The 25,251-nt window shown below is 74.7% G+C and carries 27 protein-coding genes and 1 pseudogene; 12 read left to right on the top strand and 16 right to left on the bottom strand.

Annotation, left to right across the window (positions count from 1 at the left end; genetic code table 11):
• Window positions 1–66: 66 nt before the first annotated feature.
• Window positions 67–639 (bottom strand): TetR/AcrR family transcriptional regulator, encoded by a 573-nt coding sequence (locus F593_RS0113885; RefSeq protein ID WP_022929353.1) that lies wholly within the window; start codon window positions 637–639, stop codon window positions 67–69.
• Between the two features lie 77 nt (window positions 640–716).
• On the opposite strand from F593_RS0113885, the gene F593_RS0113880 reads away from it, so the two are divergent.
• Window positions 717–1,298, top strand: a complete 582-nt coding sequence (locus F593_RS0113880) for a dihydrofolate reductase family protein (RefSeq protein ID WP_022929352.1) — start codon at window positions 717–719, stop codon at window positions 1,296–1,298.
• 62 nt (window positions 1,299–1,360) lie between these two features.
• Here the strand turns inward: F593_RS0113880 and F593_RS0113875 are convergent, their stop codons facing one another.
• From F593_RS0113875 to F593_RS30875, 3 genes are all read right to left on the bottom strand, one after another.
• A complete protein-coding gene (locus tag F593_RS0113875) occupies window positions 1,361–2,581 on the bottom strand; it encodes a serine hydrolase domain-containing protein (RefSeq protein WP_022929351.1) in 1,221 nt (406 codons plus the stop codon).
• Window positions 2,582–2,749: 168 nt separating this feature from the next.
• Window positions 2,750–3,415: an MBL fold metallo-hydrolase gene (locus F593_RS0113870; protein WP_022929350.1), complete on the bottom strand. Its 666-nt coding sequence runs from the start codon at window positions 3,413–3,415 to the stop codon at window positions 2,750–2,752.
• Between the two features lie 140 nt (window positions 3,416–3,555).
• Window positions 3,556–4,053: a CGNR zinc finger domain-containing protein gene (locus F593_RS30875; protein WP_028721683.1), complete on the bottom strand. Its 498-nt coding sequence runs from the start codon at window positions 4,051–4,053 to the stop codon at window positions 3,556–3,558.
• Window positions 4,054–4,147: 94 nt separating this feature from the next.
• Between F593_RS30875 and F593_RS30870 the strand changes: the two genes are divergently transcribed.
• Together F593_RS30870 and map are read left to right on the top strand one after the other, a co-directional pair.
• Entirely contained in the window at window positions 4,148–5,008 is an 861-nt protein-coding gene (locus F593_RS30870) for an alpha/beta fold hydrolase (RefSeq protein ID WP_022929348.1), read from the top strand.
• 89 nt (window positions 5,009–5,097) lie between these two features.
• Complete coding sequence (gene map, locus F593_RS0113855) at window positions 5,098–5,841, top strand: type I methionyl aminopeptidase (RefSeq protein ID WP_022929347.1); 744 nt, start codon at window positions 5,098–5,100, stop codon at window positions 5,839–5,841.
• Window positions 5,842–5,885: 44 nt separating this feature from the next.
• Here the strand turns inward: map and F593_RS0113850 are convergent, their stop codons facing one another.
• Window positions 5,886–6,950 (bottom strand): ArsR/SmtB family transcription factor, encoded by a 1,065-nt coding sequence (locus tag F593_RS0113850; protein WP_157251816.1) that lies wholly within the window; start codon window positions 6,948–6,950, stop codon window positions 5,886–5,888.
• On the opposite strand from F593_RS0113850, the gene F593_RS25305 reads away from it, so the two are divergent.
• Window positions 6,949–8,319 carry an MFS transporter gene (locus F593_RS25305; RefSeq protein WP_022929345.1) on the top strand — a complete coding sequence of 457 codons (1,371 nt, stop codon included), beginning with the start codon at window positions 6,949–6,951 and terminating at the stop codon, window positions 8,317–8,319. The two genes, F593_RS0113850 and F593_RS25305, sit on opposite strands and share 2 nt — an antisense overlap.
• Here F593_RS25305 and F593_RS0113840 read toward each other — a convergent pair.
• Window positions 8,316–9,512 (bottom strand): winged helix DNA-binding domain-containing protein, encoded by a 1,197-nt coding sequence (locus F593_RS0113840; RefSeq protein ID WP_022929344.1) that lies wholly within the window; start codon window positions 9,510–9,512, stop codon window positions 8,316–8,318. The two genes, F593_RS25305 and F593_RS0113840, sit on opposite strands and share 4 nt — an antisense overlap.
• A gap of 149 nt (window positions 9,513–9,661) precedes the next feature.
• Here F593_RS0113840 and F593_RS0113835 point away from each other — a divergent pair, with 149 nt between their 5' ends.
• From F593_RS0113835 to F593_RS0113825, 3 genes are read left to right on the top strand one after another with little or no spacing between them, the layout of a single operon-like run.
• Window positions 9,662–9,994: an ArsR/SmtB family transcription factor gene (locus F593_RS0113835; RefSeq protein ID WP_028721681.1), complete on the top strand. Its 333-nt coding sequence runs from the start codon at window positions 9,662–9,664 to the stop codon at window positions 9,992–9,994.
• Complete coding sequence (locus tag F593_RS0113830; RefSeq protein ID WP_022929342.1) at window positions 9,991–10,476, top strand: SRPBCC domain-containing protein; 486 nt, start codon at window positions 9,991–9,993, stop codon at window positions 10,474–10,476. The genes F593_RS0113835 and F593_RS0113830 overlap by 4 nt, the downstream gene beginning before the upstream one ends.
• Complete coding sequence (locus F593_RS0113825; RefSeq protein WP_022929341.1) at window positions 10,473–11,099, top strand: dihydrofolate reductase family protein; 627 nt, start codon at window positions 10,473–10,475, stop codon at window positions 11,097–11,099. Before F593_RS0113830 ends, F593_RS0113825 begins: the two co-directional genes overlap by 4 nt.
• Here the strand turns inward: F593_RS0113825 and F593_RS0113820 are convergent.
• Complete coding sequence (locus F593_RS0113820) at window positions 11,066–11,488, bottom strand: YchJ family protein (protein ID WP_022929340.1); 423 nt, start codon at window positions 11,486–11,488, stop codon at window positions 11,066–11,068. The two genes, F593_RS0113825 and F593_RS0113820, sit on opposite strands and share 34 nt — an antisense overlap.
• 78 nt (window positions 11,489–11,566) lie before the next feature.
• Window positions 11,567–12,292: an SDR family oxidoreductase gene (locus F593_RS0113815; RefSeq protein WP_022929339.1), complete on the bottom strand. Its 726-nt coding sequence runs from the start codon at window positions 12,290–12,292 to the stop codon at window positions 11,567–11,569.
• Window positions 12,293–12,371: 79 nt separating this feature from the next.
• Between F593_RS0113815 and F593_RS0113810 the strand changes: the two genes are divergently transcribed.
• Entirely contained in the window at window positions 12,372–12,959 is a 588-nt protein-coding gene (locus tag F593_RS0113810; RefSeq protein ID WP_022929338.1) for a TetR/AcrR family transcriptional regulator, read from the top strand.
• Between the two features lie 52 nt (window positions 12,960–13,011).
• Here F593_RS0113810 and F593_RS31205 read toward each other — a convergent pair.
• From F593_RS31205 to F593_RS25290, 7 genes and pseudogenes are all read right to left on the bottom strand, one after another.
• Window positions 13,012–14,237, bottom strand: a pseudogene (locus F593_RS31205) (RNA polymerase sigma factor).
• Between the two features lie 5 nt (window positions 14,238–14,242).
• Window positions 14,243–14,653 carry a YciI family protein gene (locus F593_RS0113800; RefSeq protein WP_028721680.1) on the bottom strand — a complete coding sequence of 137 codons (411 nt, stop codon included), beginning with the start codon at window positions 14,651–14,653 and terminating at the stop codon, window positions 14,243–14,245.
• Between the two features lie 178 nt (window positions 14,654–14,831).
• On the bottom strand, window positions 14,832–16,334 hold the full coding sequence (locus F593_RS0113795) for an FAD-dependent monooxygenase (RefSeq protein WP_028721679.1): 1,503 nt from the start codon (window positions 16,332–16,334) through the stop codon (window positions 14,832–14,834).
• 117 nt (window positions 16,335–16,451) lie between these two features.
• On the bottom strand, window positions 16,452–17,486 hold the full coding sequence (locus F593_RS0113790) for a dipeptidase (RefSeq protein WP_022929335.1): 1,035 nt from the start codon (window positions 17,484–17,486) through the stop codon (window positions 16,452–16,454).
• A 93-nt stretch (window positions 17,487–17,579) separates the two neighbouring features.
• Entirely contained in the window at window positions 17,580–18,902 is a 1,323-nt protein-coding gene (locus F593_RS25295; protein ID WP_022929334.1) for an NAD(P)/FAD-dependent oxidoreductase, read from the bottom strand.
• Window positions 18,903–19,012: 110 nt separating this feature from the next.
• On the bottom strand, window positions 19,013–19,960 hold the full coding sequence (locus tag F593_RS0113780) for a hypothetical protein (protein ID WP_157251814.1): 948 nt from the start codon (window positions 19,958–19,960) through the stop codon (window positions 19,013–19,015).
• A gap of 72 nt (window positions 19,961–20,032) precedes the next feature.
• Window positions 20,033–20,542, bottom strand: coding sequence for a GNAT family N-acetyltransferase (locus F593_RS25290; protein ID WP_022929332.1), 510 nt, complete (start codon window positions 20,540–20,542; stop codon window positions 20,033–20,035).
• Window positions 20,543–20,611: 69 nt separating this feature from the next.
• Between F593_RS25290 and F593_RS0113770 the strand changes: the two genes are divergently transcribed.
• The 4 genes from F593_RS0113770 to F593_RS0113755 all read left to right on the top strand — a co-directional run bounded on the left by F593_RS0113770 (window position 20,612) and on the right by F593_RS0113755 (window position 24,929).
• Window positions 20,612–21,493, top strand: a complete 882-nt coding sequence (locus F593_RS0113770) for a LysR substrate-binding domain-containing protein (RefSeq protein ID WP_022929331.1) — start codon at window positions 20,612–20,614, stop codon at window positions 21,491–21,493.
• A gap of 96 nt (window positions 21,494–21,589) precedes the next feature.
• Complete coding sequence (locus tag F593_RS0113765) at window positions 21,590–22,078, top strand: helix-turn-helix transcriptional regulator (protein ID WP_022929330.1); 489 nt, start codon at window positions 21,590–21,592, stop codon at window positions 22,076–22,078.
• Between the two features lie 9 nt (window positions 22,079–22,087).
• Entirely contained in the window at window positions 22,088–22,498 is a 411-nt protein-coding gene (locus F593_RS0113760) for a VOC family protein (RefSeq protein ID WP_022929329.1), read from the top strand.
• 4 nt (window positions 22,499–22,502) lie between these two features.
• A complete protein-coding gene (locus F593_RS0113755; RefSeq protein ID WP_022929328.1) occupies window positions 22,503–24,929 on the top strand; it encodes an ATP-binding cassette domain-containing protein in 2,427 nt (808 codons plus the stop codon).
• Between the two features lie 101 nt (window positions 24,930–25,030).
• On the opposite strand, the gene F593_RS0113750 is transcribed toward F593_RS0113755, so the two are convergent.
• Window positions 25,031–25,216 carry a hypothetical protein gene (locus tag F593_RS0113750; protein WP_022929327.1) on the bottom strand — a complete coding sequence of 62 codons (186 nt, stop codon included), beginning with the start codon at window positions 25,214–25,216 and terminating at the stop codon, window positions 25,031–25,033.
• Window positions 25,217–25,251: the final 35 nt, after the last annotated feature.

Below are 25,251 nucleotides of genomic sequence, written 5' to 3'. Positions count from 1 at the left end.
TCGTCGTCCACGCTCCCTGTCCGCGCCGGTCGTCGTCGGGTGGCGGGGGCCGGTGGCCGCGGCGGCTCAGGGCCGCTCGGCCGCCAGCCGCCGCGCCGCGTCCTTGGCGGTCTCGGTCGGATCCTGTCGCGGATCGAGCGGGATCGTGAGGTGGTCCAACAGGACGCCGTCGACCACGTGGTGCAGGAGCGGCACCAGCGTCTCGCCGGCTCCGAACCCCCGCTCCCGGTGGAACGCGATGTCGGCGCGCAGGCCCTCCCGCAGGAACGGGCCGAGCACCTCGGCGACGTCGGGCGACCGCGAGGCCTCGAGGCGCAGCTCGATCAGCGCACGGGCCAGGTCGGGGTCGCGGAGCAGGCGCTCGACGACGTAGCCCGTGTACTCGGCGAGCGCGTCACCGTCCGGCACCCGCGCGAGCTCCTCGAGCCGCTCCGGCTCGGGGGCGATCCGCGCGAAGATGCGCTCGGCCATGGCCAGCATGAGCGCCGCGCGGCTCGGGAAGTAGTTGGCGCACGTGCCCGCGGGCACTCCGGCCAGCGCGTCGACGGCCCGATGGGTGAGCGCCCGGCTGCCCCCACGCCCCAGGACCTCGAGCGCGGCGTCGGTGACGGCCGCTCGGCGGCGGGGGTTGGCGACCACGCGCACACCATAGACGAACCACTACGGATGTTGTACGTTGCCGCTGACCACAACACCTATGGTGATTGGAGTGCCCCGTGCGCGACCTCGTCCTCTACATCGCGACCTCCATCGACGGCTTCATCGCCGACCCCGCGGGTGATCCGTCGCGGTTCCCCGCCTCTCCGGAGCTCCTCGGGCGCCTGTTCGCCGACTACCCCGAGACGTGCCCGGTCCACCTGCGCGACGCGCTCGGCGTGTCCGCAGAGCCTCGGCGCTTCGACACCGTCCTGATGGGTCGCCGCACGTACGCCCCCGCGGAGGACGCCGGTCTGGAGCACGGCGCCTACCCGCACCTGCGACAGATCGTCGTCACGCACGGGACGGTCGAGGCCCCGGGCGTCGAGGTCGTCGCCGGAGACGTCGCGGGCCGGGTCGCCGCGCTCAAGGCCGAGCCGGGCCGCGACATCTGGCTCTGCGGCGGCGCCGACCTGGCGGGCCAGCTCATCGAGCTCGTCGACGAGATCCAGCTCAAGATCTACCCCGTGCTGCTCGGCGACGGCATCCCGCTCCTGCAGGGCGCCGGAGTTCCCCGCGACCTCGACGTCGTCGACCTCGAACGGCTGCCCGGCGGGGTCGCGCTGGCGACCTACCGGCTGGGGCCCCGGGAGGGCGCGTAGGGTGACGCATGGCGCCGGGAACGGCCGCGTCGTAGGCCGCGTGGCACGCTCGCGGGTGTCCCCTAGCTGCAGAGCGCCCGGTTGATCAGCTTCAGCGTGATGTCGCGCTTGGGGGCGGCGACGCCGTCCTTGCGCTTCGGGGAGTCGGTGTTGAACGACACGACGACGCTGCGGGAGCCGTCGGCGTTGACGGCGTTGCGGGTCATGAACCCCATGATGTCGCCGCCGTGGGACCACGAGACGCCGCACGGCGTGGGGACGCGCATGATGCCCAGGCCGTAGCGGACCCGCGGCCAGTTCTGGCGGAACCCGGCGTTGGTGGGGACGGTGCGCTGCATCTCGGCGAGCTGCGCGGGCGGCAGCAGGCGCCCGCCGGCGAGGGCGCGCAGGAACGTGTTGCCGTCGTCGACGGTGCTGATGATCTCGCCCGCCGCACCGCCCCAGGAGACGTTCTGGCGGGTCGCGTCGATCTGCTCGCCGTAGCGCGGGTCCTCGGGCGTAGCGCCCGGGCCGGGGAACCGCTCGTAGCCGACCGCGTGCGGCGCGGGGATGTTCGGGTTCGTGCCCGGCAGCGTGGTGTTCTTCAGGGCCAGCGGGGTGACGATGCGGTCGCGGACCTCGTCGCGCCAGTCCCGGCCGGTCACGGCCTCGATGACCATCCCGGCGAGCATGTAGCCCGTGTTGGAGTAGCTCCAGGACGTGCCCGGCGCGAACGTCGGCTTCGACTTCATCGCGACCCGCACCGCCTGCCGCGGCGTGACCGTGTCGAAGCGGTGCTTCTCGAAGCCCTTCTGCTCCAGGATCCACGGGAATCCGCCGACGTAGTCCGGCAGCCCGCTCGTGTGCTGCAGCAGCTGGCGGACGGTGATCTTGCGCCCGTCGTTGCCCTTGCCGCGCACGAGACCGGGCAGCCAACGCTCGACGGTGTCCTCGAGCGTCAGGCGGCCCTCGCCGACGAGCTGCAGCACGATCGTGGCGACGAACGGCTTGGTCATGCTGCCGATGCGGAACTTCGCGTCCAGCGGGATCGGCTTGCGCGTGGTGAAGTTGCCGAGGCCGGCGCGGACCTTGATGTTGCGCTCGCCGAGCTGCACGCCCGCGAGGACGCCGGGCGAGCCGTAGCGGAGCATGTCGGCGGCGTCGCGCCGCAGCTGCTTCTGAAGGGTGGTCTTCGCGCTCGGCGTCGGCGCGGCGGTGGCCTGCGCGGCGAGGGTGGGGACGGCGACGGCGACGAGGGCCGCGAGGGTGGCCGCGCTGCGGCCGAGGTGTGCGGTGGTGGGCATGGGTTCACCCTCGCCGCCACGGTGCCACGTGTCCTCGCCCCGAAGGACGGTCCTCGCTCCCCCGAAAGGACGAGTGGGCGAGAGGACCACCACCGCATACGACGGTCCGCGGCGGCGGACGACCAACCGGCTGCCGGCCGCGCCGCCGCCGGCGCGGCGCCCCGGGGGTCAGCGGTCGCCGCCGGCCGCGACGCGCTCGATGATCGCGTCGATGCGGGCGTGGCGCTCCGTCGCGTCCGCGACGAGGCCGAACGACGGGCCGTCCTCCGTGGCGCCCCACGGCACGAGTACGTCGAAGTCGAGCTCGCGGACGAGCGCGAGGCTGTCGAGGTAGTCCTGGCGGGCCGCCGGGTCCAGGACGACGGCCCGCCACTCGCCGTGCTCGATCCAGACGAAGTCCCCGGTGAAGAGGAACCGGTGGGTCCCGTCGTCCCACAGGAACGAGGTGGTCCCCGGGGTGTGGCCCGGGGTCGGGATCACCTCGAGGTCGTCGTCGATCCACCCCCGTCCGTCGAACGTGCCGGCCACCTCGAGCGCCGCCGAGATCTCCGGCCGGTCCGCTTCGGGGGCCCAGACCGGCACGTCCAGCTCTGGCTGCCCGTACATCGCCTCGTGGCCGTGGTTGAGCAACAGCCGCGCGGGCGGGCCGAGCGCGCCGATCGCCGCCGCCGACGCGCTCACGCCCGGCGAGTTGTAGATCACCAGGTTGCCCTGCGGGCGCTGCAGCACGAACGACCGCAGGAGCACGTCGTGCTGGTACGGCAGCCGCGCCGTCGGGGTCGCGAGCAGGCCGTTCAGCGGCGTTTCGAGGGGGATGGTTCCTGCAGCTGCCATGCGGCACCTCCGTGCGTGTGGGCCGGACCGCGGACGCGACCCGGCCACGACGGTAGGACCTCGACCTTCCTCGAGGTCAAGGCCGCCGGCGTCGCGACCGGATGGCCTGGCGCGCCACGACCGCGTGGGTGCGCCGAGGTTCAGGAGCTGCGTCGCCGGCTCGCGTGCGCACGGGCCTTGGCCCGGTTCCCGCACGCGGCCATGGAGCACCACTTCGCGGTGCCCGGGCGGCTGTGGTCGAGCAGGAACAGGTTGCACGCCGTGTTGGCGCAGGCGCGCAGACGACCGGGCAACTCCTCCGTCACCGCGGACCAGGCCATCGCCGTGCGGACCGCGAGCCGATCGTCCGGGCTCGTCCGCGGCTCCCAGCGGATGCCGCCGGACGTGACGGTCGGCGTCAGGACGGCGTCGGCGAGTAGCGGACCGAGCGCGTCTGCCGGGTCGTCGTGGTCGCGGACCACCCGGTGCAGCGCATCGCGCAACTCCCGCAGGCGCCGCAGCTCGGCGGGCGACCCCGTGCCGCCGAAGCGCAGGGCGAGCTCACGGCCCGCAGCGCCGTCGAGTTCCTCCGTCCGTGTGCCGTCCTCGATCGGCGCGCTGTTGAGCACGGCGACCAGCAGCTCCTCGTCCTGCACCACGCGTTCCTCCCCGTCCGTGCTTCTCGCGGGTCCGGGACCCCGACGTCCTGCTACGGTCATACTAACCGGTAAAACGACTTTAAGGGGTTGCTCCGTGGCGACCGTTCATCACCGCACCGTCTCCGTCGGCGATCTCGACATCTTCTACCGCGAGGCGGGTCCTGCGGACGCCCCCGTGCTCCTGCTGCTGCACGGCTACCCGACGAGCTCGCACATGTTCCGGCATCTCATCCCGGCGCTGGCGGACCGGTACCGGGTCATCGCCCCCGACCACGTCGGTTACGGGCGGTCGTCGGCGCCGTCCGTCGACGAGTTCCCCTACACGTTCGACGCCCTGGCCGAGGTCACCCGTGGGTTCCTCGCGGCCGTCGGCGTCTCGCGCTACACGGTCTACGTGCAGGATTACGGCGCACCGATCGCCTGGCGCGTGGCCCTCGCCGACCCCGGGGCGGTCGAGGGCGTGATCTCGCAGAACGGCAACGCGTACGAGGAGGGCTTCGTGCCGGACTTCTGGGCGCCGATCTGGGCCTACGCCGCGGACCCGTCGGCCGAGAACGAGCGGGCGCTCCGCCCCGCCCTGCAGCGCGAGGCGGTCGAGTGGCAGTACACGCACGGCGTTCCCGACCCGACGACGATCGACCCCGACGCCTGGGAGCACGACCTCGCCCTCCTCGCCCGCCCCGGCGTCGACCGCGCGCAGCTGCGCCTGTTCGGCGACTACGCGACGAACCGGCCGCTGTACCCGCGGGTCCAGGAGTGGCTGCGCGCGAGCCGGGTCCCGGTGCTCGCCGTCTGGGGTCGCAACGACGAGATCTTCGCGGCCGCCGGCGCCGACGCGTTCCGGCGCGACGCCCCCGACGCCCGCGTCGAGTTGCTCGACGGCGGCCACTTCCTCCTGGAGTCGCACCTCGACGAGGTCGCCGGCCTGATCCGGGAGTGGCGCGGCGGCTTCTAGCCCGCACCGCCGCTCGCCCGGGTGCGCGCGGGCTTCGGCCGCCGTGCCGCGCGCGCGGGCACGCCGGGGCCGGTCGTCACAATGCAGCCATGACCATCAGCACCTCCGAAGAGCTCGCGGCCATGGAGCGCGTCGGCGCGTTGGTGGGCAGCGTGCTCTCCGAGCTGCGCGCCGCGGTGGCCCCGGGCGTCACCACCGAAGCGCTCGACGCGATCGCCGCGCGCGCCTTCCGCCGCGCCGGTGCGACCTCGGGCCCGGCTGACCTCGTCGGCTTTCCCGGGACGATCTGCATCTCGGTCAACGAGGAGGTCGTGCACGGGGTGCCCGGCGGCCGCGTCCTGCGCGAGGGCGACCTCGTCACCCTCGACGTGACGCCGTTGCTCGACGGGTTCTGCGCCGACGCGGCGGTCACCGTCCCCGTCGGCAAGCCGAGCCCCGCCGCCGCCGCGCTGCTGGCGACGACGAACCGCTGCCTGGCCGGCGCGGTCCGCGCCGCCCGGGCGGGTGACCCCCTGCGCCACATCGGGCGCGCGACCGAGCGCACCGCCCGCGCCGCCGGCGCGACGATCTACACCCAGTTCGGCGGCCACGGCGTCGGCCGCACGATGCACGAGCCGCCGGGCGTCGCCAACGTCCACGAGCCGCACGTCCGCACCCGCATGGGCGACGGCCTCGTCCTCGCGATCGAGCCGATGCTCGGCCTGGGCCGCCCCGAGCTGATCACCCGCGACGACGGCTGGACCGTCGCCACCGCCGACGGCTCCCTCTCCGCGCACGCCGAGCACACCGTGGTGGTCCGCCGCGGCGGTGGCCGCGTGCTCACCGCGGCCTAGGCGTACGGGCCGGGGCGCATTCCCGCCCGCGCTCGGGCAGCCCGCTACCGCGGGTCTCGGGCGGCGGCGGATCGCGCGGCCTGCACCGGGGTCGCGCCGGCCAGCAGCCCGTCCCCCAGCGCCGTGCGGCAGCTCATGACGTGGCGCCCGTCGCGGTAGGTCCGCACCAGGCCGGCGTCGCGCAGCGCGCCGACGTGCTGCGAGACCGCGCTGGGCGTGATGCCCAACGCGTCGGCCAGGGCGCGGCCGGTGCGCGGCACGTCGAGCGCCTGCAGCAGCCCGGCGCGGGTCCGGCCGAGCACCCGGGCGAGCGCCTCCGGGCCCGGGTCGGACGTGGGCTCCCAGGACGTGGCGACGCCGCGGGCGGCGTAGATGAGGGTGGGCTGCCACGGCGCGTCCGTGACCGCGTAGATCGACGGCCACGCGAACACCGAGGGCATGAGCAGCAGCCCGCGGCCGTCGAGGGCCGTCGGGGCGTGGTACCGGGTGGCGACGTCGAGCCGGCCGCCGTCCCGCAGACGGACGGCGGGGTGCAGGTCGGCGAACAGCGCGCGTGCCCCGCCCTCCGCGAGCCGGCGTGCCCGGTAGGCGATGTCCGCCTGCAGCAGCGCCCGCAGGGCGGGCCAGTGGTCCGCGAGCGCCGCCGCGAAGTACGCGGCCAGCTGGGCACGGAGGACCCGCAGCGTCGCCGGGGGATCGTCGGCCAGCGCACGCACCACGGGCGGCAGGCCCGCCGGAAACGCCTCGGCCAGCTCGATCCGCACCTGGTCGGGCGGGGCGGCCTCGACGCGGTCGAGCTCGGCCTCGAGGTCCGGCATCGGGGAGTCCGGCGGGGGCATCACGAAGTCCGGGACGTAGCCCTCCGCCGGCACGAGCGCCCGGAGCAGCGCCAGGTCCATCCCGGCGATGCGCGGGGTGGTCTCGCGCAGCCACGGCAGGTGCATGGCGTAGGCGGCCGGGTCGGCGACCGCCCGCAGGCTGGCGATCGTCTCGTGCAGGACGGAGCAGGCGAAGCGCGTGCGCGCGAGCTCATCCGGCTCGAGGTGGAACGTCAGCACGGTGTAGCCACAGCTGAATTGTAGGCGCGGGCCCGCGGCGGATCCGATCATGCGCTCCGTGGCGCGCGTGCTCGACAACCTGGCGGTCCTCCGAGGCCGGGACTTCCGGCTGCTGCTCGGCGGCCAGGCCGTGTCGGTGCTCGGCGACAAGATGGTCGCCGTCGCGCTCGCCTTCGCGGTGCTCGAGATCGGCGGCTCGCCCTCGGACGTCGGGCTCGTCCTCGCGGCGGGCGTCCTGCCGCTGGTGGCGAGCGTCCTGATCGGCGGCGTGGTGGCCGACCGGACGTCGCGGCGCGCCGTCATGGTGATCGCCGACCTCGTCCGCGTGGCGACCCAGGGCACGATGGCGGTGCTGCTCCTCACGGGTGTCGCCGAGGTCTGGACGCTCGCCCTGCTCGCGGGCGTGACCGGGGTGGCGACCGGCTTCTTCAGCCCCGCCACGCTGGGCCTGCTGCCGGCGATCGTGGCGCCCGAGCAGCTCCAGCCGGCCAACGCCCTGCGCGCGAGCGCGATCTCGGCGGGTGAGATCCTCGGGCCCGTCGTCGCCGGGGTGCTCGTAGCCCTCGTCGGCGCGGGCTGGGCGATCGCCGTCGACGCCCTGACGTTCGCGCTCAGCGCGGTCTGTCTGGGACTTCTGCGCCTGCCGCGGCACGTCGCCACGGACGCGCAGCCGTTCCTCACCGACCTGCGTGAGGGTTGGACCGCCTTCCGGTCGCGCCGGTGGGTGTGGACGGTCGTCGCGTACTTCGCGGTCGGCAACGTCGTGTGGAGTGCGTGGAACGTCCTCGGGCCCGTCCTGGCCGACCGCGAGCTCGGTGGCGCCGGGGCGTGGGGCGTGATCCTCGGCGCCGTCGGGGTCGGGGCGCTCCTCGGCAGCCTCCTCGCCACCCAGGTCGATCCCCGGCGGCCACTGGTCTTCGTCGCCGTGGCCGACGGTGTCGTCGCGATCCCGCTGGCCTGCCTGGCCGCGTCCCCGACGGTGCCGCTGCTCGTCTGCGGCGCGCTGCTGTCGGGCGCCGGGATGACGCTCGCGGCCTCGGTGTGGGAGTCGACGCTCCAGCGCCACATCCCCCACGACGCCCTGTCGCGCATCAGCTCCTACGACTGGTTCGGCTCCCTCGTCTTCGCGCCGGTCGGACTGGCGATCTGGGCGCCGATCGCGGCGTTGGTCGGCACGAGCGCCGCGCTCTGGGTGGCGTTCGGGATCGCCGCCGCGGCGAGCTTGGCTCTCGTCTCCATGCCCGACGTCCGCCGGCTGCCGGGAACGCCCGGTGGCGATCCATCGCCTGGTCCCGGTGGGGATGCGACGCCCGGCCCCGGTGGCGACGCGACGGTCGGCTCCGGTGGATCTGCGACGCCCGGTTCCGGCCGGGCGGGCGCCCCGACCCCGGCGGTCGGATCGCCTCCGGGACGCCCCTAGACGTCACCGGCCGCGTACGCCCGGGCCAGTGGCGACTGGTAGATCGTCTTCACGACGTCGCCGTCCAGCCAAGCGGTCAAGCGCTCGGCCTCGGCGTCGAGGGCGTCACGGGCCCCGGAGGGGAGTGGGATCGCCGGGACGACGACCACCCGTCCCGCGTCGTCCTGGGTCCACCCGCCGACGACCCGGCCCTCCCACCAGGCCGTCGGACCGGCGTTGCCGTTGCGGTCGAAGAGCTGCGGACCGAGGTCGCCGAGGTAGAAGTCGCGGCCCTTCCACCCCATCGTCGTCGGGTCCAGCGCGGGCAGCAGCGCCGCCCACGGGGCGGGCGAGGCGACCTGAGCCGTGTCGTCGGGATGCAGGAACGCGGGCGCCCCGTCGGCGAGCCGCACCGGGGTCGCCTCCACGTCTGCGAGCGCGTGGCGCACCGCGCCCTTCGTCGCCCCGAGCCACCACACGAGGTCGTCCTCCGTGCCCGGCCCGAAGCTCCACAGCCAGCGGCGCACGAGCTCCGCGTAGCCCTCGCGCTCCGGCAGGTGGTCCGGGGCGGTGCCCAGCCACTCCTCCGCGAGGGTCCAGTACGGCCGGGAGACCTTCCAGCCCGACGCGGGCCTCCCCCGCACCACGCTGCCGTCGGCGGCCAGGACCCCGAGGACCCGCGGGCCGATCGGGATCTCGCCGCCGTACCGCTTGCCGGGGGCCGGGTCGATGCGCGCGGCCAGCGCCGGCAGCGCCTCGCGGAGCTCCTGCGTCGTCGCTGGCGCCTCCCGCAGCCGCTCGCGGACCGCCGCGCACGTCTCCGCGACCCAGGCGGCGCCGTCGGTGGCGAGCCCGTGGGTCTCGACCTCCTTCGCGAGCCGGGCACCGATCTGCTTCGCGACGCGGGCGGCGGCGCTCCCGTGGACGGCGGGCAGCAGGTCGCGGGGGAACGCGAAGACGGTGCGGCGCATCGCGAGCTGCAGGACGACGGAGCGCTCCTCGTAGAGCGCGTGGGCGATCTGCGCCCGCGTGGCCCCGGTGCGGGCGTGCGCCGAGAGGAAGACGCTCGCGGGCTCGGTGGCGTGCAGACAGGTCATCGCCGCGACGGCGGCCTCGACCGACGCCGGTCGGTGCTCGGCGCCGAGGGCGTGGCGGACGGCCAGCCGCGCACGCCGCTCGTCGTCGGTGACCGTGCGGATCGCGTCATCGCCCATGCGTCATCACCGGGGATGGTGCCCGAGGCCCAGGACGACGCGCGGTCGTCGCCGCCTGGCGGGGGCCGTGACGGCGGTGGCGCCTTCGCGACAAACGCCAGACACTTTGCCCTTGCGCTAAGCGTCGAGCATGGGCGATACTTCGCCACATGGCTAAGCATGACCCGTTGGGCGACGTCTTCGCCGCGCTCGCCGACCCGACGCGGCGCATCGTGATCCACCGCCTCGGCGCCGGGCCCGCCAGCGTGGGCGAGCTGGCCGCCGACGTCCCCATCACCCTGCCGTCGTTCATGAAGCACGTCCGCGCTCTCGAGGAGAGCGGGCTGATCACGACGAGCAAGACGGGGCGGGTGCGCACGTGCGTGCTCGACCGCGACCGGCTCGCGCTCGTGGACGACTGGCTGGCGGAGGAGCGGCGCCTCTGGGAGGGCCGCACCGACCGCCTCGAGCGTCTCGTCACCGACCCCAGGGAGCACGCATGAGCACCATCGACCCCACCCTCGACCTGACGCTGCAGCGCGTGATCCGCGCCCCGCGCCGCAGTGTCTGGCGCGCGTGGACCGACCCCGACCTGCTGGCGCGCTGGTGGGTGCCCGCGCCGACCGTCTCCCGCGTCGACCGACTCGAGGTGCGCCCGGGCGGCGCCTTCGTGACGAGCATGAGCGACGACGGCGAGGCGTTCGTCCCCCACACCGACGGGATCTTCCTGCTCGTCGAGGCCGACGAGCGGATCGTGTTCACCAACGCGATCGACAGCGCCTGGCGGCCCGCGCCGCCCGCCCCGGTGTCGATGACCGCCGAGATCACGCTCGCCGACCACCCCGACGGCACGGACTACCGCGCGATCGTGCGCCACGGCGACCCCGCCGCCCGCGACCGCCACGAGCAGCTCGGCTTCTTCGACGGCTGGGGCTCCGTCACCGCGGCGCTGGCGGCCCTGGCCGAGAGCGGGGCCGTCTCGTGAGGGTCGCCGTCGTCGAGTTCGTCAGCCTCGACGGGGTCTCGCAGGGCCCCGGGTCCGCCGACGAGGACGCGAGCGACGGGTTCACGCGCGGCGGCTGGTTCGTCCCGCACCTCGACGAGGCGTTCGTCGCGCAGGCGTCGGAGTGGCTCGACCGCGCTGACGGGCTGCTGCTCGGCCGTCGCACGTACGAGGCGTTCGCCCGCGACTGGCCGGCGATCGAGGAGCCCGACCCGTTCACCCGGCGGATGAACGCGCTGCCGAAGTACGTGGTCAGCAGCACGCTGGCCGGGGGCAGCTGGGGGCCGACCACCGTGCTGCGCGGCGAACTCACCGAGACCGTCGGCGCCCTGCGGGCGCAGCCGGGGCGCGAGCTGCAGGTCCACGGGAGCGCGCGCCTCGCCGCGTCGCTGCTGGACGCCGGCCTCGTGGACGTCCTCCGCGTCGTGGTTGCGCCCGTGGTCGTCGGTCAGGGACGGCGCCTGCTGACCGGGACGGCCGGCGTCGGCCTCCGCCTCACCGAGCACCGGATCACTCCATCGGGCCTGGCGATCCTCGAGTACGAGGTGACCGGTGAGGCCGCGCTGGCCGACTACGACGGCGTGCCGGGCGTCGGACCGACGTAGAACCACTGGCCGGCCTCACGCACGAAGGCGCTGTTCTCCGGCTGTCGGCCAGCCCGGCGGCTCGAGGCGTCCCAGAAGTGCGCGGCGAACGCAACGGTTCCGGCCAGGTCGCGCTCGCCGCCGGCCGTGGTCCCGAGGATCTCGAGCCGGCGCCATTCCAGGTCGTCGTCGAGCTCGAGGGACGCCGGGCGGGTCGACGGGTGCCACGTCTGGAGCAGGTAGTCACGCTCCCCGAGGGCGAACGCGCTGTAGCGGGACCGCATCAGCCGCTCGGCGGTCGGGGCCGTCACGAGGCCGGTGACGCGGCCGCGGTGCAAGGGACCGCAGCAGGCCGCGTAGGGCTCGCCGGAGCCGCACGGGCATGTGGACGGTGCGGGTGACTTCGGCACGGACGGGATGCTCGCACGACGCTCCCGACGCGGGTCGGCGCGGGCACGCAGGCGCGGGTCGGCCAGACCGGCCCGGGCTCAGGCGGTGAACCACTCCAGCTGCTCGTGCAGCGGCGGGTACAGCTGCTCGGCCGGCGTGCCCAGCCCGCTCTTCAGGCCTCGGGTGTCGTCGTCCGCGAGCACCTCGAAGGCGCCCTCCGCCACCCCGTCGTAGGCCTGGTCGACGACGCTCCGGGGGCTGACCTTCGGCACCTCCCACTCCGCCGACATCGGCGTATCGATCATGCCGACGAGCAGGCCGATGACGTCCGTGCCCTGCCCGCGGAGCTCGAGGCGCAGGGCATTGGTCGCCGACCACATCGCGGCCTTCGACATCGCGTAGCCGGTGGGCACCGGGATCCAGGCAGCGGCGGAGAGGACGTTCAGCAGCGTGCCGCCGCCGTTGGCCGCCAGCACCGGCGCGAAGGCGTTGGCCACGCGCAGGTTGCCGAAGACGTTCGTCTCGAAGATCCGGCGGAGCTCGTCCTCCGGCCCCGTGATCCGGTCTCCGGCGGGCGCGATCGCGGCGTTGTTGACCACGAGGTCGACGTCGGACGCGGTCTCCGCGGCGCGGGCGACCTGGTCGAGGTCGGTGATGTCGAGTCGCAGCGGCTCGATCCGCGGGTCCCCCCACTCCTTCGGGCGGCGCGCGGCGGCGTAGACCTTCGCGGCGCCGCGCTCGAGCGCCTGGCGCACGAGGGGCTCGCCGAGTCCGCCGTTCGCCCCCGTCACGAGCACGATCCGACCGTTGAGCGACTGGCTCATCTATTCTCCTCCGTCAAGTGGGGATGTTCCCCGGAAAGAGTATGTGGGGAGACTCCCCAGTTTGTCAAGGACCCGTGCCATGACCCCTGCCCGAACCGCCGAAGCCGACGCGCCGCGACCCCTGCGCGCCGACGCCCAGCGCAACCGCGACGCGATCCTGCGGGCGGCGCGGGAGACCTTCGAGGACGAGGGCGTCCTCGCCTCGCTCGACGGCATCGCCCTGCGTGCGGGCGTGGGCAACGCGACGCTCTACCGGAACTTCCCGACACGCGACGACCTGCTCGCCGCGGTCCTGGAGTCGAGCATCGAGGCGGCGCTGGTCGACGCGGACGAGCTGGCGGCGACGCTCGGGCCCCGCGAGGCGCTGGCGGAGTGGCTCGTGCACCTGACGTGGCAGCTGCGCACGTGGCACGACCTGCCCGCGTGCGTGGCCGGCGCCGGGCGTGACCCGGACTCGCCGGTGGCCTCGGCCTGCGACCCGCTCCGCGCCCGTACGGGCGGGCTGCTCGACGCGGCGAAGGCCGCGGGCGCGGTCCCCGACCCCGTCACGGTCGACGAGACGTTCGAGCTCGTCACCGTGCTCTCCTGGGGCGTCGACCGCTTCGGCGACGACGCCGACGCGGCCCGCCGGCGGGTCGAGGTCGCGACCGCGGGGCTGTTCGCCTAGGCACGGCGCGCGTGGGCCGCTCGGTTGTCGCGGCCACCCCGCGCCCCGGCGTTCATCCCGCGTCGGCGTGCATCGCCGCCGCCTGCCGCACCAGGTGGTCGCGCTCCGCGATGTTCGTGGCCCGGTGCGCGGCCTCGGCGTACGCGTCGGCCGCGGCGGGCAGCTCGCCGCCGAGCTCGAGCAGATAGCCACGGACGGCGTGCCAGCGGTGCCGGTCCCCCATCCCCTCGCGCAGGCGGTCGATCTCGCGCAGCCCGGCCGCGGCGCCCAGGACGTGGCCCACGGCGACGGACCGCCCGAGCACCGCCGCCGGGTCCTCGCGCACCGGGTCGCCGGTGAGGGCGACGAGGTCGTCGTACCACCCGAGGATCTGCGTCCAGTCCGTCTCGTCCGCGGTGGCCGCGTCGTCGTGCAGGGCCGCGATCGCCGCCTCGATCTGGTGCCGGCCCGGCGGCCGCTCGTCCGTCTGGGCGGCCAACGCGGACTGCAGCGCCGCGACGCCCTCGGTGATCAGCGCCGTGTTCCAGAGCGTGCGGTCCTGGCGGTCGAGCGGGACGAGGAGGCCCGCGACGTCGAACCGCGCCGGGGACCGCGCGTGGTTCAGCAACATGAGCGCCAGCAGGCCGCGTGCCTCGGGCTCGTCCGTGACATGGGTCAGCTGGCGGGTCAGGCGGATCGCCTCTCCGCCAGGTCGATCCGGGCGGCCGGTCCCGCGTGACCGGCCGTGTAGATCAGGTAGAGCACCCGCAGCACCACCGCAAGGTCACCGGGCCGGTCGAGTCGCTGCCCACGCAGCGTCCGCTTGGCGCGGCTGATCCGCTGGGCCATCGTCGCCTCCGGCACGTAGAACGCGTCGGCGATCTCGCGGGTGCTCAGGCCGCCGACCGCGCGCAACGTCAGCGCGACCTGCGACGTCGGGGCCAGGTCGGGATGACAGCAGCAGAAGAGCAGGAACAGCGTGTCGTCGCCCACCTCGGTCGACGGCGCGGGTCGCGGCTCGGCGTCGACCTGCTCCTCGCGCCGGCGCCTCGCGGTGGCGGCCCGGCGCGCGTCGACGAGCCGCCGCGTCGCGACCGTCGCCAGCCACGCCCGCGGGTCGTCCGGCGGATGCGCCGGCCACACGCGGAGCGCCTCGACCAGGGCCTCCTGCAGCGCCTCCTCCGCGTCGTGGAAGTCCTCCCCGCGTCGGACGAGGCCCGCGAGGACCCGCGGGACCAGCGCCCGCAGGGCGGCCTCGGGCGGCACGCCGTCCCGTCGCCCTGCGGGAGCGTCCGGCACGGCGGTCAGGCCTCAGCGGGGGTACCGGACATGACCTCGCGTACGTCGATCCATTCGTAGAGCGGCCCCCCGCCCGGCCCCGGCTCGGACGAGATGTACGCCGCGAGCTCGACCGCGCGCTCGTACGACGCCACGTCGACCATGTACCAGCCCGCCACGAGGTCGTTCGTCTCCGGCAGGGGGCCCTCCGTGGTGACCGGGGCGGCATCCGGGCCGCCGTAGCGCACCCACGTCTGCTTCTGCGTGAGCGCCTGACCGTCGACGTACTCGCCGCTCTCGCGCAGCATCGCGGCCACGTTGCGCAGGAACGCCATGTGGGCGTCGACGTCCTCCGGCGCCCACTGGTCCATGGTCGCGAACGGGTGATGCGGCTCCGGGCCACCGCTGTAGTGCTTGAGCAGCAGGTACTTCGGCATGGTGATCTCCTGATCTCGGGGGCCGCGCGTCTCGGGGCCCTTCACCCTATGAGCGGAGCGGGACGGCGACTCTCGACATTGGGGCCGGCGTGAGTCGTGGTCACGCTCGCGCGATCACCCCGAGCATCCGCCGCGACCGGGGACGCTGCCGGTCGTCGGTCAGCGTCCACCTGGCCGTTCATCCCGTGGGACCCATCCCGAACCACGCGGCCAACGCGTCCCCGAGCCCTTCCTCCGAGCCATCTCCCGCCCAGCAGACGTACCCGTCGGGGCGGATCAGGACAGCACTCGGGGCGGGCACCACGCCGAGCACCGGGAGCACCCACTCCCCCGCGTAGGTCGCCTGGACGAGCCGCACCTGTCCGGACCACGTGCCGAGGTCGAGCGCGCCCGGAGCGCCGAGGTTCAGCAGCACGGGCCGCGCGTCGTGCAGCAGCTCGTAGGTACGTACCGGTCCCTCGGTGGTCAGTAGGTCGAGGTCGGGCATGCGGCGGCCGAGCAGGGGATGGCCCTCCCCGAGGTCGTAGCGGATGTCGAGCCCCGAGCTCGTGGTCACCAGGCGACGGCGCGGCTCGTCGAGCTCCGCCAGCTCCGAGACCAGCCCGACTAGCGCGTCCGTGCGGTCGTCCCGGCGCTGCATCGCCCCTAGGGCCATCGTGTGGCGCAGGATCCGTGCACCGACCGGGTGACGCTCCGCGTGGTAGGTGTCCAGCAGGCTCTCCGGCGAGATCCCGCGGACCACCTGGGCGAGCTTCCACCCCAGGTTGCCCGCGTCCTGGACCCCGAGGCTCAGGCCCTGCCCGCCCGCCGGGTAGTGGACGTGCGCCGCGTCGCCGGCGAGCAGCACGCGGCCGGCGCGATAGCTCGCGGCCTGGCGCGTGGCGTCGGTGAAGCGCGAGACCCACGTGGGGTCGTGCAGGCCGAAGTCCGAGCCGTACACGGCCACGAGCGCCGCGCGCACGTCGTCGAGCGTGGGCGCCGCCCCCGTGCGGACCTCGCGCTCCGTCGTCACGATCCGGACCCGGCCGTCGTCGAGGATCTGGATCGCGTGCACGCCCGAGGCGTCGTTGCGCATGCCGGCCGGCGGCTCCTCCGTGGTCCGGGCCTCGGCGATCAGGTTGCTGCGTGTCGCGTCCCACCCCGGGAACGCGATCCCGGCGGCCTTGCGCACCAGGCTCCGTCCGCCGTCGCAGCCGACGAGGTACCCCGCCCGCAGCGTCCCGCCGTCCGCCAACGCCACGTCGACGCCGGTGTCGACCTGCGCGAGTCCCGTCACCTCGCATCCGTGGTAGATCCGCACGGGCAGCTCGGCGAGCCAGTCGGCCATGATCCGCTCGATCTGCGCCTGCCAGATGCCCACGAAGTACGGGTGGCGCGTCGGCAGGTCGCGCATGTCGAGCATCGTCGTCCCGAAGGGGACGGCCTGGTGCAGCGTCGCCTCCGCGAGGAACCGGTCCGCCACCCCGCGCTGGTCCAGGACCTCGATCGTCCGCGTGTGGAACCCGCCGGCGCGGTTGCCGGCCAACTCGTGGTCCGGCCGTCGCTCCACGATCGCGACGTCGACCCCCGCCAGGGCCAGCTCGGCCCCCAGCATCATCCCCGCCGGGCCTCCCCCGGCGATCACCACCGCGTGCTCCGTCCAGCGCATCTTCCGCTCCCCGCTTCGGTCGTTCCTGGCCATGCGACGGGCGAGTATGGGGCACCCGTCGCGACCTCATGAGGGCTCCGTGTGCGCTATACATTGGGCATGGAGCGGTGGGTTGCACCCGCTCCCGCGCCTGCCGGCAGGCGGCCCCGGTCAGCGCCAGGTCGCCCCGAGCACGCGCCGCCAGTTCTCCCAGGCGATCCGCCGCACCTCGTCGTCGGTGAACCCGTCCTCGCGCAGGGCGTCGAGGAGCCGCGGGACGCCGGCCACGTCGCCCAGGGGCTCGGGGACGGTCCCGCCGTCGAAGTCGGAGCCCAGCGCCACGTGGTCCACGCCGATGCGGTCGGCGATGTGGCGCACGTGGGCCACGACGGCCGAGAGGGGCGTGTCGGCGTCGTTCTGACCGTCCGGCCGGACGAAGTCGACGATGTAGGGCACGCCGACCAGGCCACCCGTCGCACCGACGGTGTCGAGCTGGTCGTCCGTGAGGTTGCGCGACGCGGCGGTGACGGCGTGCGCGCCGCAGTGCGTGGCGACCAGCGGGGCGTCCGTGACCGCCGCGACGTCCGCGAACCCGCGGGCGGTCAGGTGGCTCAGGTCGACGAGGATCCCCATGGCGTTGCACCGGCGGACGAGCGCCCGCCCCGCGTCCGTCAGGCCGCCACCCGTGTCGGGGCTCGACGGGAAGCGGAACGCGACGCCGTCGCCGAACGCCGTCGGCCGGCTCCACACGGGACCGACGGACCGCAGCCCCGCCGCGTACCAGAGCTCGAGCGCCTCGAGGCCGGGGTCGATCGCCTCGGCGCCCTCGAGGTGGAGGATCGCCGCGTGCGGTCCGCCGGAGGCCGCGGCGTCGAGGTCGCCGACGTCGCGGGCGACCCGCAGGTGGCCGGCGCGCTCGAGCGCGAGGAGCCGTCCGGCGGCCTGGGTGGCCTGCGCCGCACCGTCGGCGTGGCCGACCTCCGGCGCCAGCGGCACGGACCACGCGCCGTCGGGGCCCTCGTCGGGCACGGGGTCCGAGCCGGGCCCGTCGCACCAGACGGCCCAGAACGCGGCGACCACCCCGCCGCGCGCCGCGCGCGGCAGGTCGAAGTGGCCGTCGGGTCGGCCCGTCGCGAGGTCCCCGGCCGACGGGCGGGTCAGGGCGTCGTGGTGCCCGTCGAGGACGGGGAACGTGGAGGGGGACACGGCAGGCTCCTGCGTGGGGGACGGACGCCGACGAATCGTCCGCGGGGTGCGGCCGACCCTACCGGCGGCGGGGCGCGGCCCCGCGCCGTCCGCCTAGCGGGCGGCCGCGGCCGGCCGGTCGGCCCCGCCGCCCCGGACGGCCCCGCGGCGCCGCCGGCGCAGCGGCACCGCCCGGTTGCCGAACCGCGCGGGCGAGAACGGCGCCAGCTCGAGGGACGGCCGGCCGTCGAGCACCGTCGGGGCCAGCACCTCGCCCGTCGTGGGACCGAGCGTCACCCCGAGCATCGCGTGGCCCGTGGCGACGTGCAGGCCCGGCCGGCCGGGCACGGGGCCGATCGCCGGCAAGCCGTCGGGCAGCATCGGGCGGAAGCCCGCCCACCGCTGGGCCCCCGCGGCCGACCAGTCCCCCAGCGCGCGCTCTCCGGCGGCCTCGATCGCGCCCACCCGGCGGTCGTTCAGATCGGAGGACCGCGAGCCGAGCTCCATCGTCCCCGCCAGCCGCAGTCCGCCCTCGTACGGGCTCACCGCCACCTTGTCCTCGAGCAGGTAGATCGGGCTCCGCGGTACGAGCGACGGTGCGGGCACCGTGACGCTGTAGCCCTTGCCGCCCTGCATGGGCAGCCGGACGCCGTGGGGAGCGAGCAGCGCCGCGGACTCCCAGCCCGTCGCGACGACGACGTTGTCCACGTCGAGCGGCCCGGCGCCCGGGAGATGCACGCGCCACCGCCCACGGACGGCCTCGAGCCGGTCGACCCGCGCGCCCTCGTGCAGGGCCACGCCGCGCCCGCGCAGGTGCGCCGCCAGCCCGCGGACCAGGCTCTCGGGGCGGACGTGGCGCTCCGCGGGCAGGCGGATGCCGCCCGCGACGGCGGAGGCCTGCAGCGCGGGCTCCTGCGCCAGCACCTCGTCCCGGCTCAGCGGCTCGATCGCCCCGGCGTAGCCGCAGCCTGCCGTCTCGCGCAGGGTCGCGAGCTCCTCAGCGACGGCGTGCGCGCTTCGGCCGACGCAGAGCAGCCCGTCGCGGTGGTGCTCGAACGCGACGCCGAGGTCCTCCAGGCGGTCGTAGTCGTCGAGGATGCGGGTCGCCAACGCGGTCAGCGCCGTCATGCCCGCCGCGTAGCCCGCGTCGGACGTGCTCCGCCAGAACCGGAGGCTCCAGCGCAGGAAGTCGGGGCGCAGGCTCGGCCGGACGAGCAGCGGGCTGGCCGGGTCCAGCGCCCAGCGGGCGGCCTGACGCATCGTGCCCGGCGCCGGGACCGGGGCGGTGAGCGCCGGGGTGACCCACCCCGCGTTGCCGGCGGAGGCACCGGCGCCGAACGCGCCGGCGTCCAGTACGACGACCTCCGCTCCCCGGCGGGCGAGCGCCTCGGCGACGCTCAGCCCGACGACTCCCCCACCCACCACGGCCACGTCCATGACCGCACCCTACGCGGCGCCCGACCACGGCCCACGGATCGCTCCGTCACGCGGGCCCAAGGCGGCGGCACGCCGCGCAGCCTACGGGGCACGGGCGGGCCGGCGACGACCTACGGAAGCACCAGCACGACGACGGTGCTCCAGAGCACGGCGCCGAGCACGAGGGCCGCGACCCTCGGCAGGGCGCCGGCCGCCCGTGCGTCCGATCGCGTCACGCGGGCGGCCAGCGCGCAGAGCGCCACCGAGCCGACCGTTGCGGCCACGATCGGGACGACGTCCCCCGCGGCGGCCGCGCCGACGGCGAACGCCCCGGCGCCCACCGTGAGCACCGCGAGCCCGGCCGTGCGTCGCGGGATCGCGCCGTGGAGGACCGACGGGAGCCGGCGCGTGAGGATCAGCGCCCCGTAGGTGCACAGCGCCGCGCCCACGCCGACGAAGGACGCGAAGGCGAGCTGCGGGGAGACGATCCCGCCGTCGCCGCGGGCCCCGGCGCCGAGGACCGTGCCGACTGCTGCGAACAGCATCGGGACGGTGAACATCGCCACGGCGAGCTCGCGCCGGCGACGCCGCTCGCGGTCGCCGGCGAACCGCGGGTCCTCGCCGCGCCGCCACGGCCGGGCGTCCACGTCGTCCGGCACGGACCCGTCGACGCCGTGGGCGGCGGAACGCGGCACGGCGGCCAAGGGCTCGTCACGCACCCGCGACTGCCCGCCCCGCAGCGCCGGGGGAATCAGCAGCCGCGGGCGGTCCCAGGACGGGATGGTGAGGACGGAGAGGCAGCCGACCGCCGCGACCACGCCGGCCGGCGCGACCACGACGAGCTGCCACGTCGCCGCGCCGCCGTCCGCGTTCAGCGCCCGGTGGGTCAGCGCGAGGAACCCGAAGAACGCGGCCAGCCCGCCGCAGAACAGGGTCATCGCGGGCGCGATCCGGTACAGGTTCTCCAGTCCGATGAACCGGGCGGGCATCGCGTCGCCCCACCCCCACGCCTGCCGGGCCAGACGACCCGCGCCGACGGCGAGCGCCGCGGTGCAGACCGTCGACAAGAGCAGGGGCATCACGGGCGCGGCCCAGGGCGATTCGGCTCCCGCGGGCGCTCACACACCCGGGGAAGGAGACCACGGACCCGCTCAGCGGGCAACCCCGGCGTCGCCCGCCGTCGCCGGCGCGGGCGTCAGCTCCATCCGCATGAACACCGACGCCCGCGCGTAGGGCATGTGGAGGCTCTCGCGCGGGACGTGGCGGAAGCCGACCGCCTCGTACAGGTGCACGGCGGCCTCGAGGCCGGTGGAGCTGCCGAGGAAGAGCGACGTGGCCCCGAGCTCACGGGCCCGGTCGACCGCGGCGTTCAGCAGCCGTCGCCCGGCACCGTGGCCGCGGAGCTCGGGGGCGACCGCCATCTTCGAGAGCTCGTAGGCCCCGGTGCCGTCGGGCACGATCGCCACGCACCCACCCACCACGCCGTCGAGCTCGGCCACGAGGATCTCGCCGCCCGGCTCGATGTACGCGGCCACCGGGTCGGCGAGCTGCTGCCGGTCCCGCTCCTCGACGACGAAGTGCGCCCCGATCCACTCCAGATTGAGCCGCCGGAACGCCTCGGCGTCCTCGGCGGTGCGCATCGGCCTGACCTCGATCTCCATGGCTCCATTGCAGCGCGTCGCGATCCAGAGGTCCAGTATCCCGTTGGTCTCCATCTATACGCTCGGCGTATGGATGTGGAGCTCCGGCACCTCCGCTACTTCGTGGCCGTCGCCGAGGAGCTGCACTTCGGCCGCGCCGCCGAGCGCCTGCACATGGCCCAGCCGCCGCTGTCCCAGGCGATCCGGCGGCTCGAGGAGGCCGTGGGCTGCGAGCTGCTCGCCCGCACGTCGCGGTCCGTGCGGCTGACCGCCGCGGGCACCGCGTTCCTGGACCGGGCCCGCCGCACGCTGCGCAACGTCGAGGCCGACGTGCACGAGGCCCGCTCCATCGGCCGCGGCGAGACGGGGCTGCTCAACGTCGGGTTCGTCGGCTCGGCCACGCTCACCACGCTCCCGGGCATCCTCCGCCGCCACCTCGACGCCTATCCCGGCGTCCAGCTGCGGCTGCACGAGTCGCACACCTCGCAGGTCATCGCGGGGCTCCTGGCGGGGGACGTCGACCTCGGCATCGTGCGCGACCCCGAGCCGACCGGCGGGCTCGTCGCCACCACGCTGACCGACGAGCCGTTCGTGGCCGTGCTGCCCGCCGGCCACCCGCACGCGGGCGACGCCTCCGTCTCCGTCGCCGCGCTCGAGGGCACGCCGTTCGTGTCCCCGCCGCGCAGCGGCGGGGTGCGGGCGTTCGAGAAGCCGCTGACCCTCTGCGAGGAGCACGGGTTCCGTCCGACCGTGGCCCACGAGGCCTCGCACTGGCTCACGATCCTGCGACTCGTCGGCGCGGGCCTCGGCGTGACGATCGCCCCCGCCTGCGTGCGCCGGATCGCCACGGACGACGTCGCCTGCGTCGCCCTCGACGAGACCCGCGTGACCAGCGAGCTCGTGCTGCTGCACCGCGAGGGCGAGGCGCGGCCGATGGTGGACGCGTTCGCGCGCCTGGCGCTGCAGGCGTGAGGGCGGGGACCGCCGGCGTGGCGGACCCCGGGCGGCGGCCCGCGCGACGAACGGGCGCCCGTACGGATCCGCGGACGCACGGTGTCCGCGTCCGGCATGTACACCGTGCTCGGCCGGGGCGTTTGTGGCACGATCGCGCTCGTGAGCACCGATCCCGCCCGGGCCGAGCACCTGCGCGATCTCGCCCGTCTGCGTCGGGTGCGCGACCGGATCGACCGCGAGTACGCCCAGCCGCTCGACGTGGAGGCGCTCGCCCGCGGCGCGCACGTGTCGGCCGGGCACCTCAGCCGGCAGTTCCGCAAGGCCTACGGCGAGTCGCCGTACTCGTACCTCATGACCCGCCGCATCGAGCGGGCGATGGCGCTGCTGCGGGCCGGCGACCACAGCGTCACCGAGGCCTGCTTCGCCGTCGGCTTCTCGTCCCTGGGCACGTTCAGCACGCGGTTCACCGAGCTCGTCGGCGTGCCTCCGAGCGTCTACCGGCGTGAGGCGGCCGGGGCGACGGTGGGCATGGCGCCGTGCGTCGCCAAGCAGATCACCCGACCGATCAGGAATCGAGAAGCGCGTGTCCCCGACCCCGCATAGGTTCGTCCCATGAGCCTCACGATCTTCCAGACCATGCTGCCCCACGACGACGCGGAGGTCTCGACGGCCTTCTACCGCGACACGCTCGGCTTCGAGGTGCGCGCCGACGTCGAGTACGGCGGGATGCACTGGATCACCGTCGGTCCCCCGGAGCAGCCGGGCACGTCCATCGTGCTCTACCCGCCGGAGGCCACGCCGGGCATGACCGACGACGAGCGGAAGGTCGTCGCCGAGATGATGGCCAAGGGCACGTTCGCCAGCGTCAACCTGGCCACGGACGACGTCGACGGGGTCTTCGCGCGCCTGCAGGCCGGCGACGCCGAGGTCGTCCAGGAGCCGACGGACCAGCCCTACGGCGTGCGCGACTGCGCGTTCCGGGACCCCTCGGGAAACATGATCCGCATCCAGGAGCCCCGCTGACCCCATGAGCACCCCCACGAGCACGGACGCGCCGACCGAGGCGGGCGGGAATCGGACGTCGCCCGCGGCCGACAGCCACGACCGGATCCGCGTGCAGGGCGCGCGGCAGAACACGCTGAAGGACATCAGCCTCGAGATCCCCAAGCGACGGCTGACGGTCTTCACCGGCGTGTCTGGCTCGGGGAAGAGCTCCCTCGTCTTCGGCACGATCGCCGCCGAGTCGCAGCGGCTGATCAACGAGACCTACAGCGCGTTCGTGCAGGGGTTCATGCCGACACTGGCCCGGCCCGACGTCGACGTGCTCGAGGGCCTGACGACCGCGATCATCGTCGACCAGGAGCGGATCGGCGCGAACCCGCGCTCGACCGTCGGCACGGTCACGGACACCGGGGCGATGCTCCGGATCCTGTTCAGCCGGCTCGGTGTTCCCCACATCGGCGGCCCGGGCGCGTTCTCGTTCAACTCCGCCTCCATGAGCGGCAGTGGCGCGCTCACGGTGCAACGCGGCGACCGCACGAAGACGGAGAAGGCGACGTTCTCGCGGGTCGGCGGCATGTGCCCGCGCTGCGAGGGCATGGGCCGGGTCAACGACTTCGACCTCACCGCGCTGTTCGACGAGGAGAAGTCGCTGAACGACGGGGCGCTGACGATCCCCGGCGTGACGATGGAAGGGTGGTCCGGGCGGATCTACCGCGGGTGCGGCTACTTCGATCCGGACAAGCCGATCAAGGACTTCAACAAGCGCGAGTGGCACGACCTGCTCCACCGCGAGGCCACGAAGGTCAAGATCGACGGGATCAACCTGACCTACCTCGGGCTCGTCCCGCAGATCGAGAAGTCGTTCCTCTCGAAGGACCGGGAGGCGATGCAGCCGCACATCCGGGCGTTCGTCGACCGCGCGATCACGTTCACGGTCTGCCCGGAGTGCGACGGCACCCGGCTGGGCCCGGAGGCGCGCTCCTCCAAGATCGACGGGCTGAGCATCGCCGACGTCAGCGCGATGCAGATCAGCGACCTGGCGGCGTGGGCGCGCGGGATCGACGACCCGTCCGTCGGCCCGCTGCTGGGGGCGATCCGCCACGCCGTGGACGCGTTCGTCGAGATCGGTCTGGGCTACCTCAGCCTCGATCGCTCCTCCGGCACCCTGTCGGGCGGCGAGGCGCAGCGGGTCAAGATGGTGCGCCACCTCGGCTCCTCCCTCACGGACGTCACCTACGTCTTCGACGAGCCCACGATCGGCCTGCACCCGCAGGACATCCAGCGGATGAACCGCCTGCTGCTGCAACTGCGGGACAAGGGCAACACGGTGCTCGTCGTCGAGCACAAGCCCGAGGCGATCGCGATCGCCGACCACGTCGTGGACCTCGGCCCTGGCGCCGGCACCGCGGGTGGCGAGATCGTGTTCGAGGGCAGCCTCGAGGGGCTCCGGGACAGCGACACCATCACCGGCCGTCACCTCGACGACCGCGTGGCGCTCAAGGCGGAGGTGCGCGAGCGGACGGGCGTCCTCGAGGTGCGGGGCGCGAGCGCGAACAACCTGCAGGACGTCGACGTCGACCTCCCGCTCGGCGTGCTCACCGTCGTGACGGGCGTCGCCGGCTCCGGCAAGAGCTCGCTCATCGGCGGTTCCGTCTCCGGCCGGGACGGCGTCGTGACGGTCGACCAGGCCGCGATCAAGGGCTCGCGCCGCAGCAATCCGGCCACCTACACCGGGCTGCTCGAGCCGATCCGCAAGGCGTTCGCGAAGGCCAACGGCGTGAAGCCCGGGCTGTTCTCCGCGAACTCCGACGGCGCCTGCCCCGTCTGCAACGGCGCGGGCGTGATCTACAGCGACCTGGCGATGATGGCCGGCGTCGCGGCGGTCTGCGAGGAGTGCGAGGGCAAGCGGTTCCAGGCCGCGGTCCTCGAGCACCGGTTCGGCGGCAAGGACATCAGCGAGGTCCTGGCGATGCCCGTCGCCGAGGCGGTGGGGTTCTTCGCCGACGGCGACGCCAAGATTCCCGCGGCGCACAAGATCCTGGCGCGGCTGCAGGACGTCGGCCTGGGCTACGTCGCCCTCGGCCAGCCGCTCACGACGCTCTCCGGCGGCGAGCGCCAGCGCCTCAAGCTCGCCGCGCGGATGGTCGAGAAGACCTCCGACGCGCCTCCCGTCCTCATCCTCGACGAGCCGACGACCGGCCTGCACCTCGCCGACGTGGAGCAGCTCCTGGCGCTGCTGGACCGGCTCGTCGACGGGGGCCGCTCCGTGGTCGTCATCGAGCACCACCAGGCGGTGATGGCGCACGCGGACTGGATCATCGACCTCGGTCCCGGCGCCGGCCACGACGGCGGGCGGATCGTCTTCGAGGGGCCGCCGGCCGACCTCGTCGCGGGCTGGAAGGCCGCGTCGTCGGTGACCGGGCAGCACCTCGAGCAGTACCTCGCCGGCTGACGGACGCCGGGGGCCGGGCGTGCCGGGCGCACCCGGCGTGCCCGACGACCCCGGGCGCCCCGGCCTGTGGCGTCCCGCGCGCGCCGGGGCCGGGGCTCGGGTCAGCGGACGTGGAACCCGCGGGCCAGCCAGAACGGGCCGGGGCTCGGGTTCTCGAGGTCCTCGTCCCCCACGCTCTTGGCCGCGTGGGTATGCCTGCCCGGGCGGACCTCGACGTGGGTGCGGAACGCGCTGGGGTTCGAGATCCCGGCCGTGCTCTCCCGCGCGATCGGCGCGAAGCGCCTCACGCGCTGGTCCTCGCGCAGGCTGGTGAGCGGCGCCG

The sequence above is a fragment of the Patulibacter americanus DSM 16676 genome (assembly GCF_000420025.1).
GTDB lineage: Bacteria > Actinomycetota > Thermoleophilia > Solirubrobacterales > Solirubrobacteraceae > Patulibacter > Patulibacter americanus.
The sequence above is the reverse complement of the archived record's forward strand: the minus strand, read 5'-3'. Positions and strand labels throughout refer to the sequence as shown.

Coding starts and splice junctions, on each gene's coding strand:
- F593_RS25305 (WP_022929345.1), top strand. CDS start 6,949: ATGCGCTCCGTGGCGCGCGTGCTCGACAACCTGGCGGTCCTCCGAGGC.
- F593_RS25295 (WP_022929334.1), bottom strand. CDS start 18,902: ATGGACGTGGCCGTGGTGGGTGGGGGAGTCGTCGGGCTGAGCGTCGCC.
- F593_RS0113755 (WP_022929328.1), top strand. CDS start 22,503: ATGAGCACCCCCACGAGCACGGACGCGCCGACCGAGGCGGGCGGGAAT.
- F593_RS0113770 (WP_022929331.1), top strand. CDS start 20,612: ATGGATGTGGAGCTCCGGCACCTCCGCTACTTCGTGGCCGTCGCCGAG.
- F593_RS0113800 (WP_028721680.1), bottom strand. CDS start 14,653: ATGCCGAAGTACCTGCTGCTCAAGCACTACAGCGGTGGCCCGGAGCCG.
- F593_RS0113850 (WP_157251816.1), bottom strand. CDS start 6,950: ATGATCGGATCCGCCGCGGGCCCGCGCCTACAATTCAGCTGTGGCTAC.
- F593_RS0113830 (WP_022929342.1), top strand. CDS start 9,991: ATGAGCACCATCGACCCCACCCTCGACCTGACGCTGCAGCGCGTGATC.
- F593_RS0113780 (WP_157251814.1), bottom strand. CDS start 19,960: ATGCCCCTGCTCTTGTCGACGGTCTGCACCGCGGCGCTCGCCGTCGGC.
- F593_RS0113760 (WP_022929329.1), top strand. CDS start 22,088: ATGAGCCTCACGATCTTCCAGACCATGCTGCCCCACGACGACGCGGAG.
- F593_RS0113840 (WP_022929344.1), bottom strand. CDS start 9,512: ATGGGCGATGACGCGATCCGCACGGTCACCGACGACGAGCGGCGTGCG.
- F593_RS0113765 (WP_022929330.1), top strand. CDS start 21,590: ATGTACACCGTGCTCGGCCGGGGCGTTTGTGGCACGATCGCGCTCGTG.
- F593_RS0113815 (WP_022929339.1), bottom strand. CDS start 12,292: ATGAGCCAGTCGCTCAACGGTCGGATCGTGCTCGTGACGGGGGCGAAC.
- F593_RS0113810 (WP_022929338.1), top strand. CDS start 12,372: ATGACCCCTGCCCGAACCGCCGAAGCCGACGCGCCGCGACCCCTGCGC.
- map (WP_022929347.1), top strand. CDS start 5,098: ATGACCATCAGCACCTCCGAAGAGCTCGCGGCCATGGAGCGCGTCGGC.
- F593_RS0113875 (WP_022929351.1), bottom strand. CDS start 2,581: ATGCCCACCACCGCACACCTCGGCCGCAGCGCGGCCACCCTCGCGGCC.
- F593_RS25290 (WP_022929332.1), bottom strand. CDS start 20,542: ATGGAGATCGAGGTCAGGCCGATGCGCACCGCCGAGGACGCCGAGGCG.
- F593_RS0113835 (WP_028721681.1), top strand. CDS start 9,662: ATGGCTAAGCATGACCCGTTGGGCGACGTCTTCGCCGCGCTCGCCGAC.
- F593_RS0113795 (WP_028721679.1), bottom strand. CDS start 16,334: ATGGCCAGGAACGACCGAAGCGGGGAGCGGAAGATGCGCTGGACGGAG.
- F593_RS0113870 (WP_022929350.1), bottom strand. CDS start 3,415: ATGGCAGCTGCAGGAACCATCCCCCTCGAAACGCCGCTGAACGGCCTG.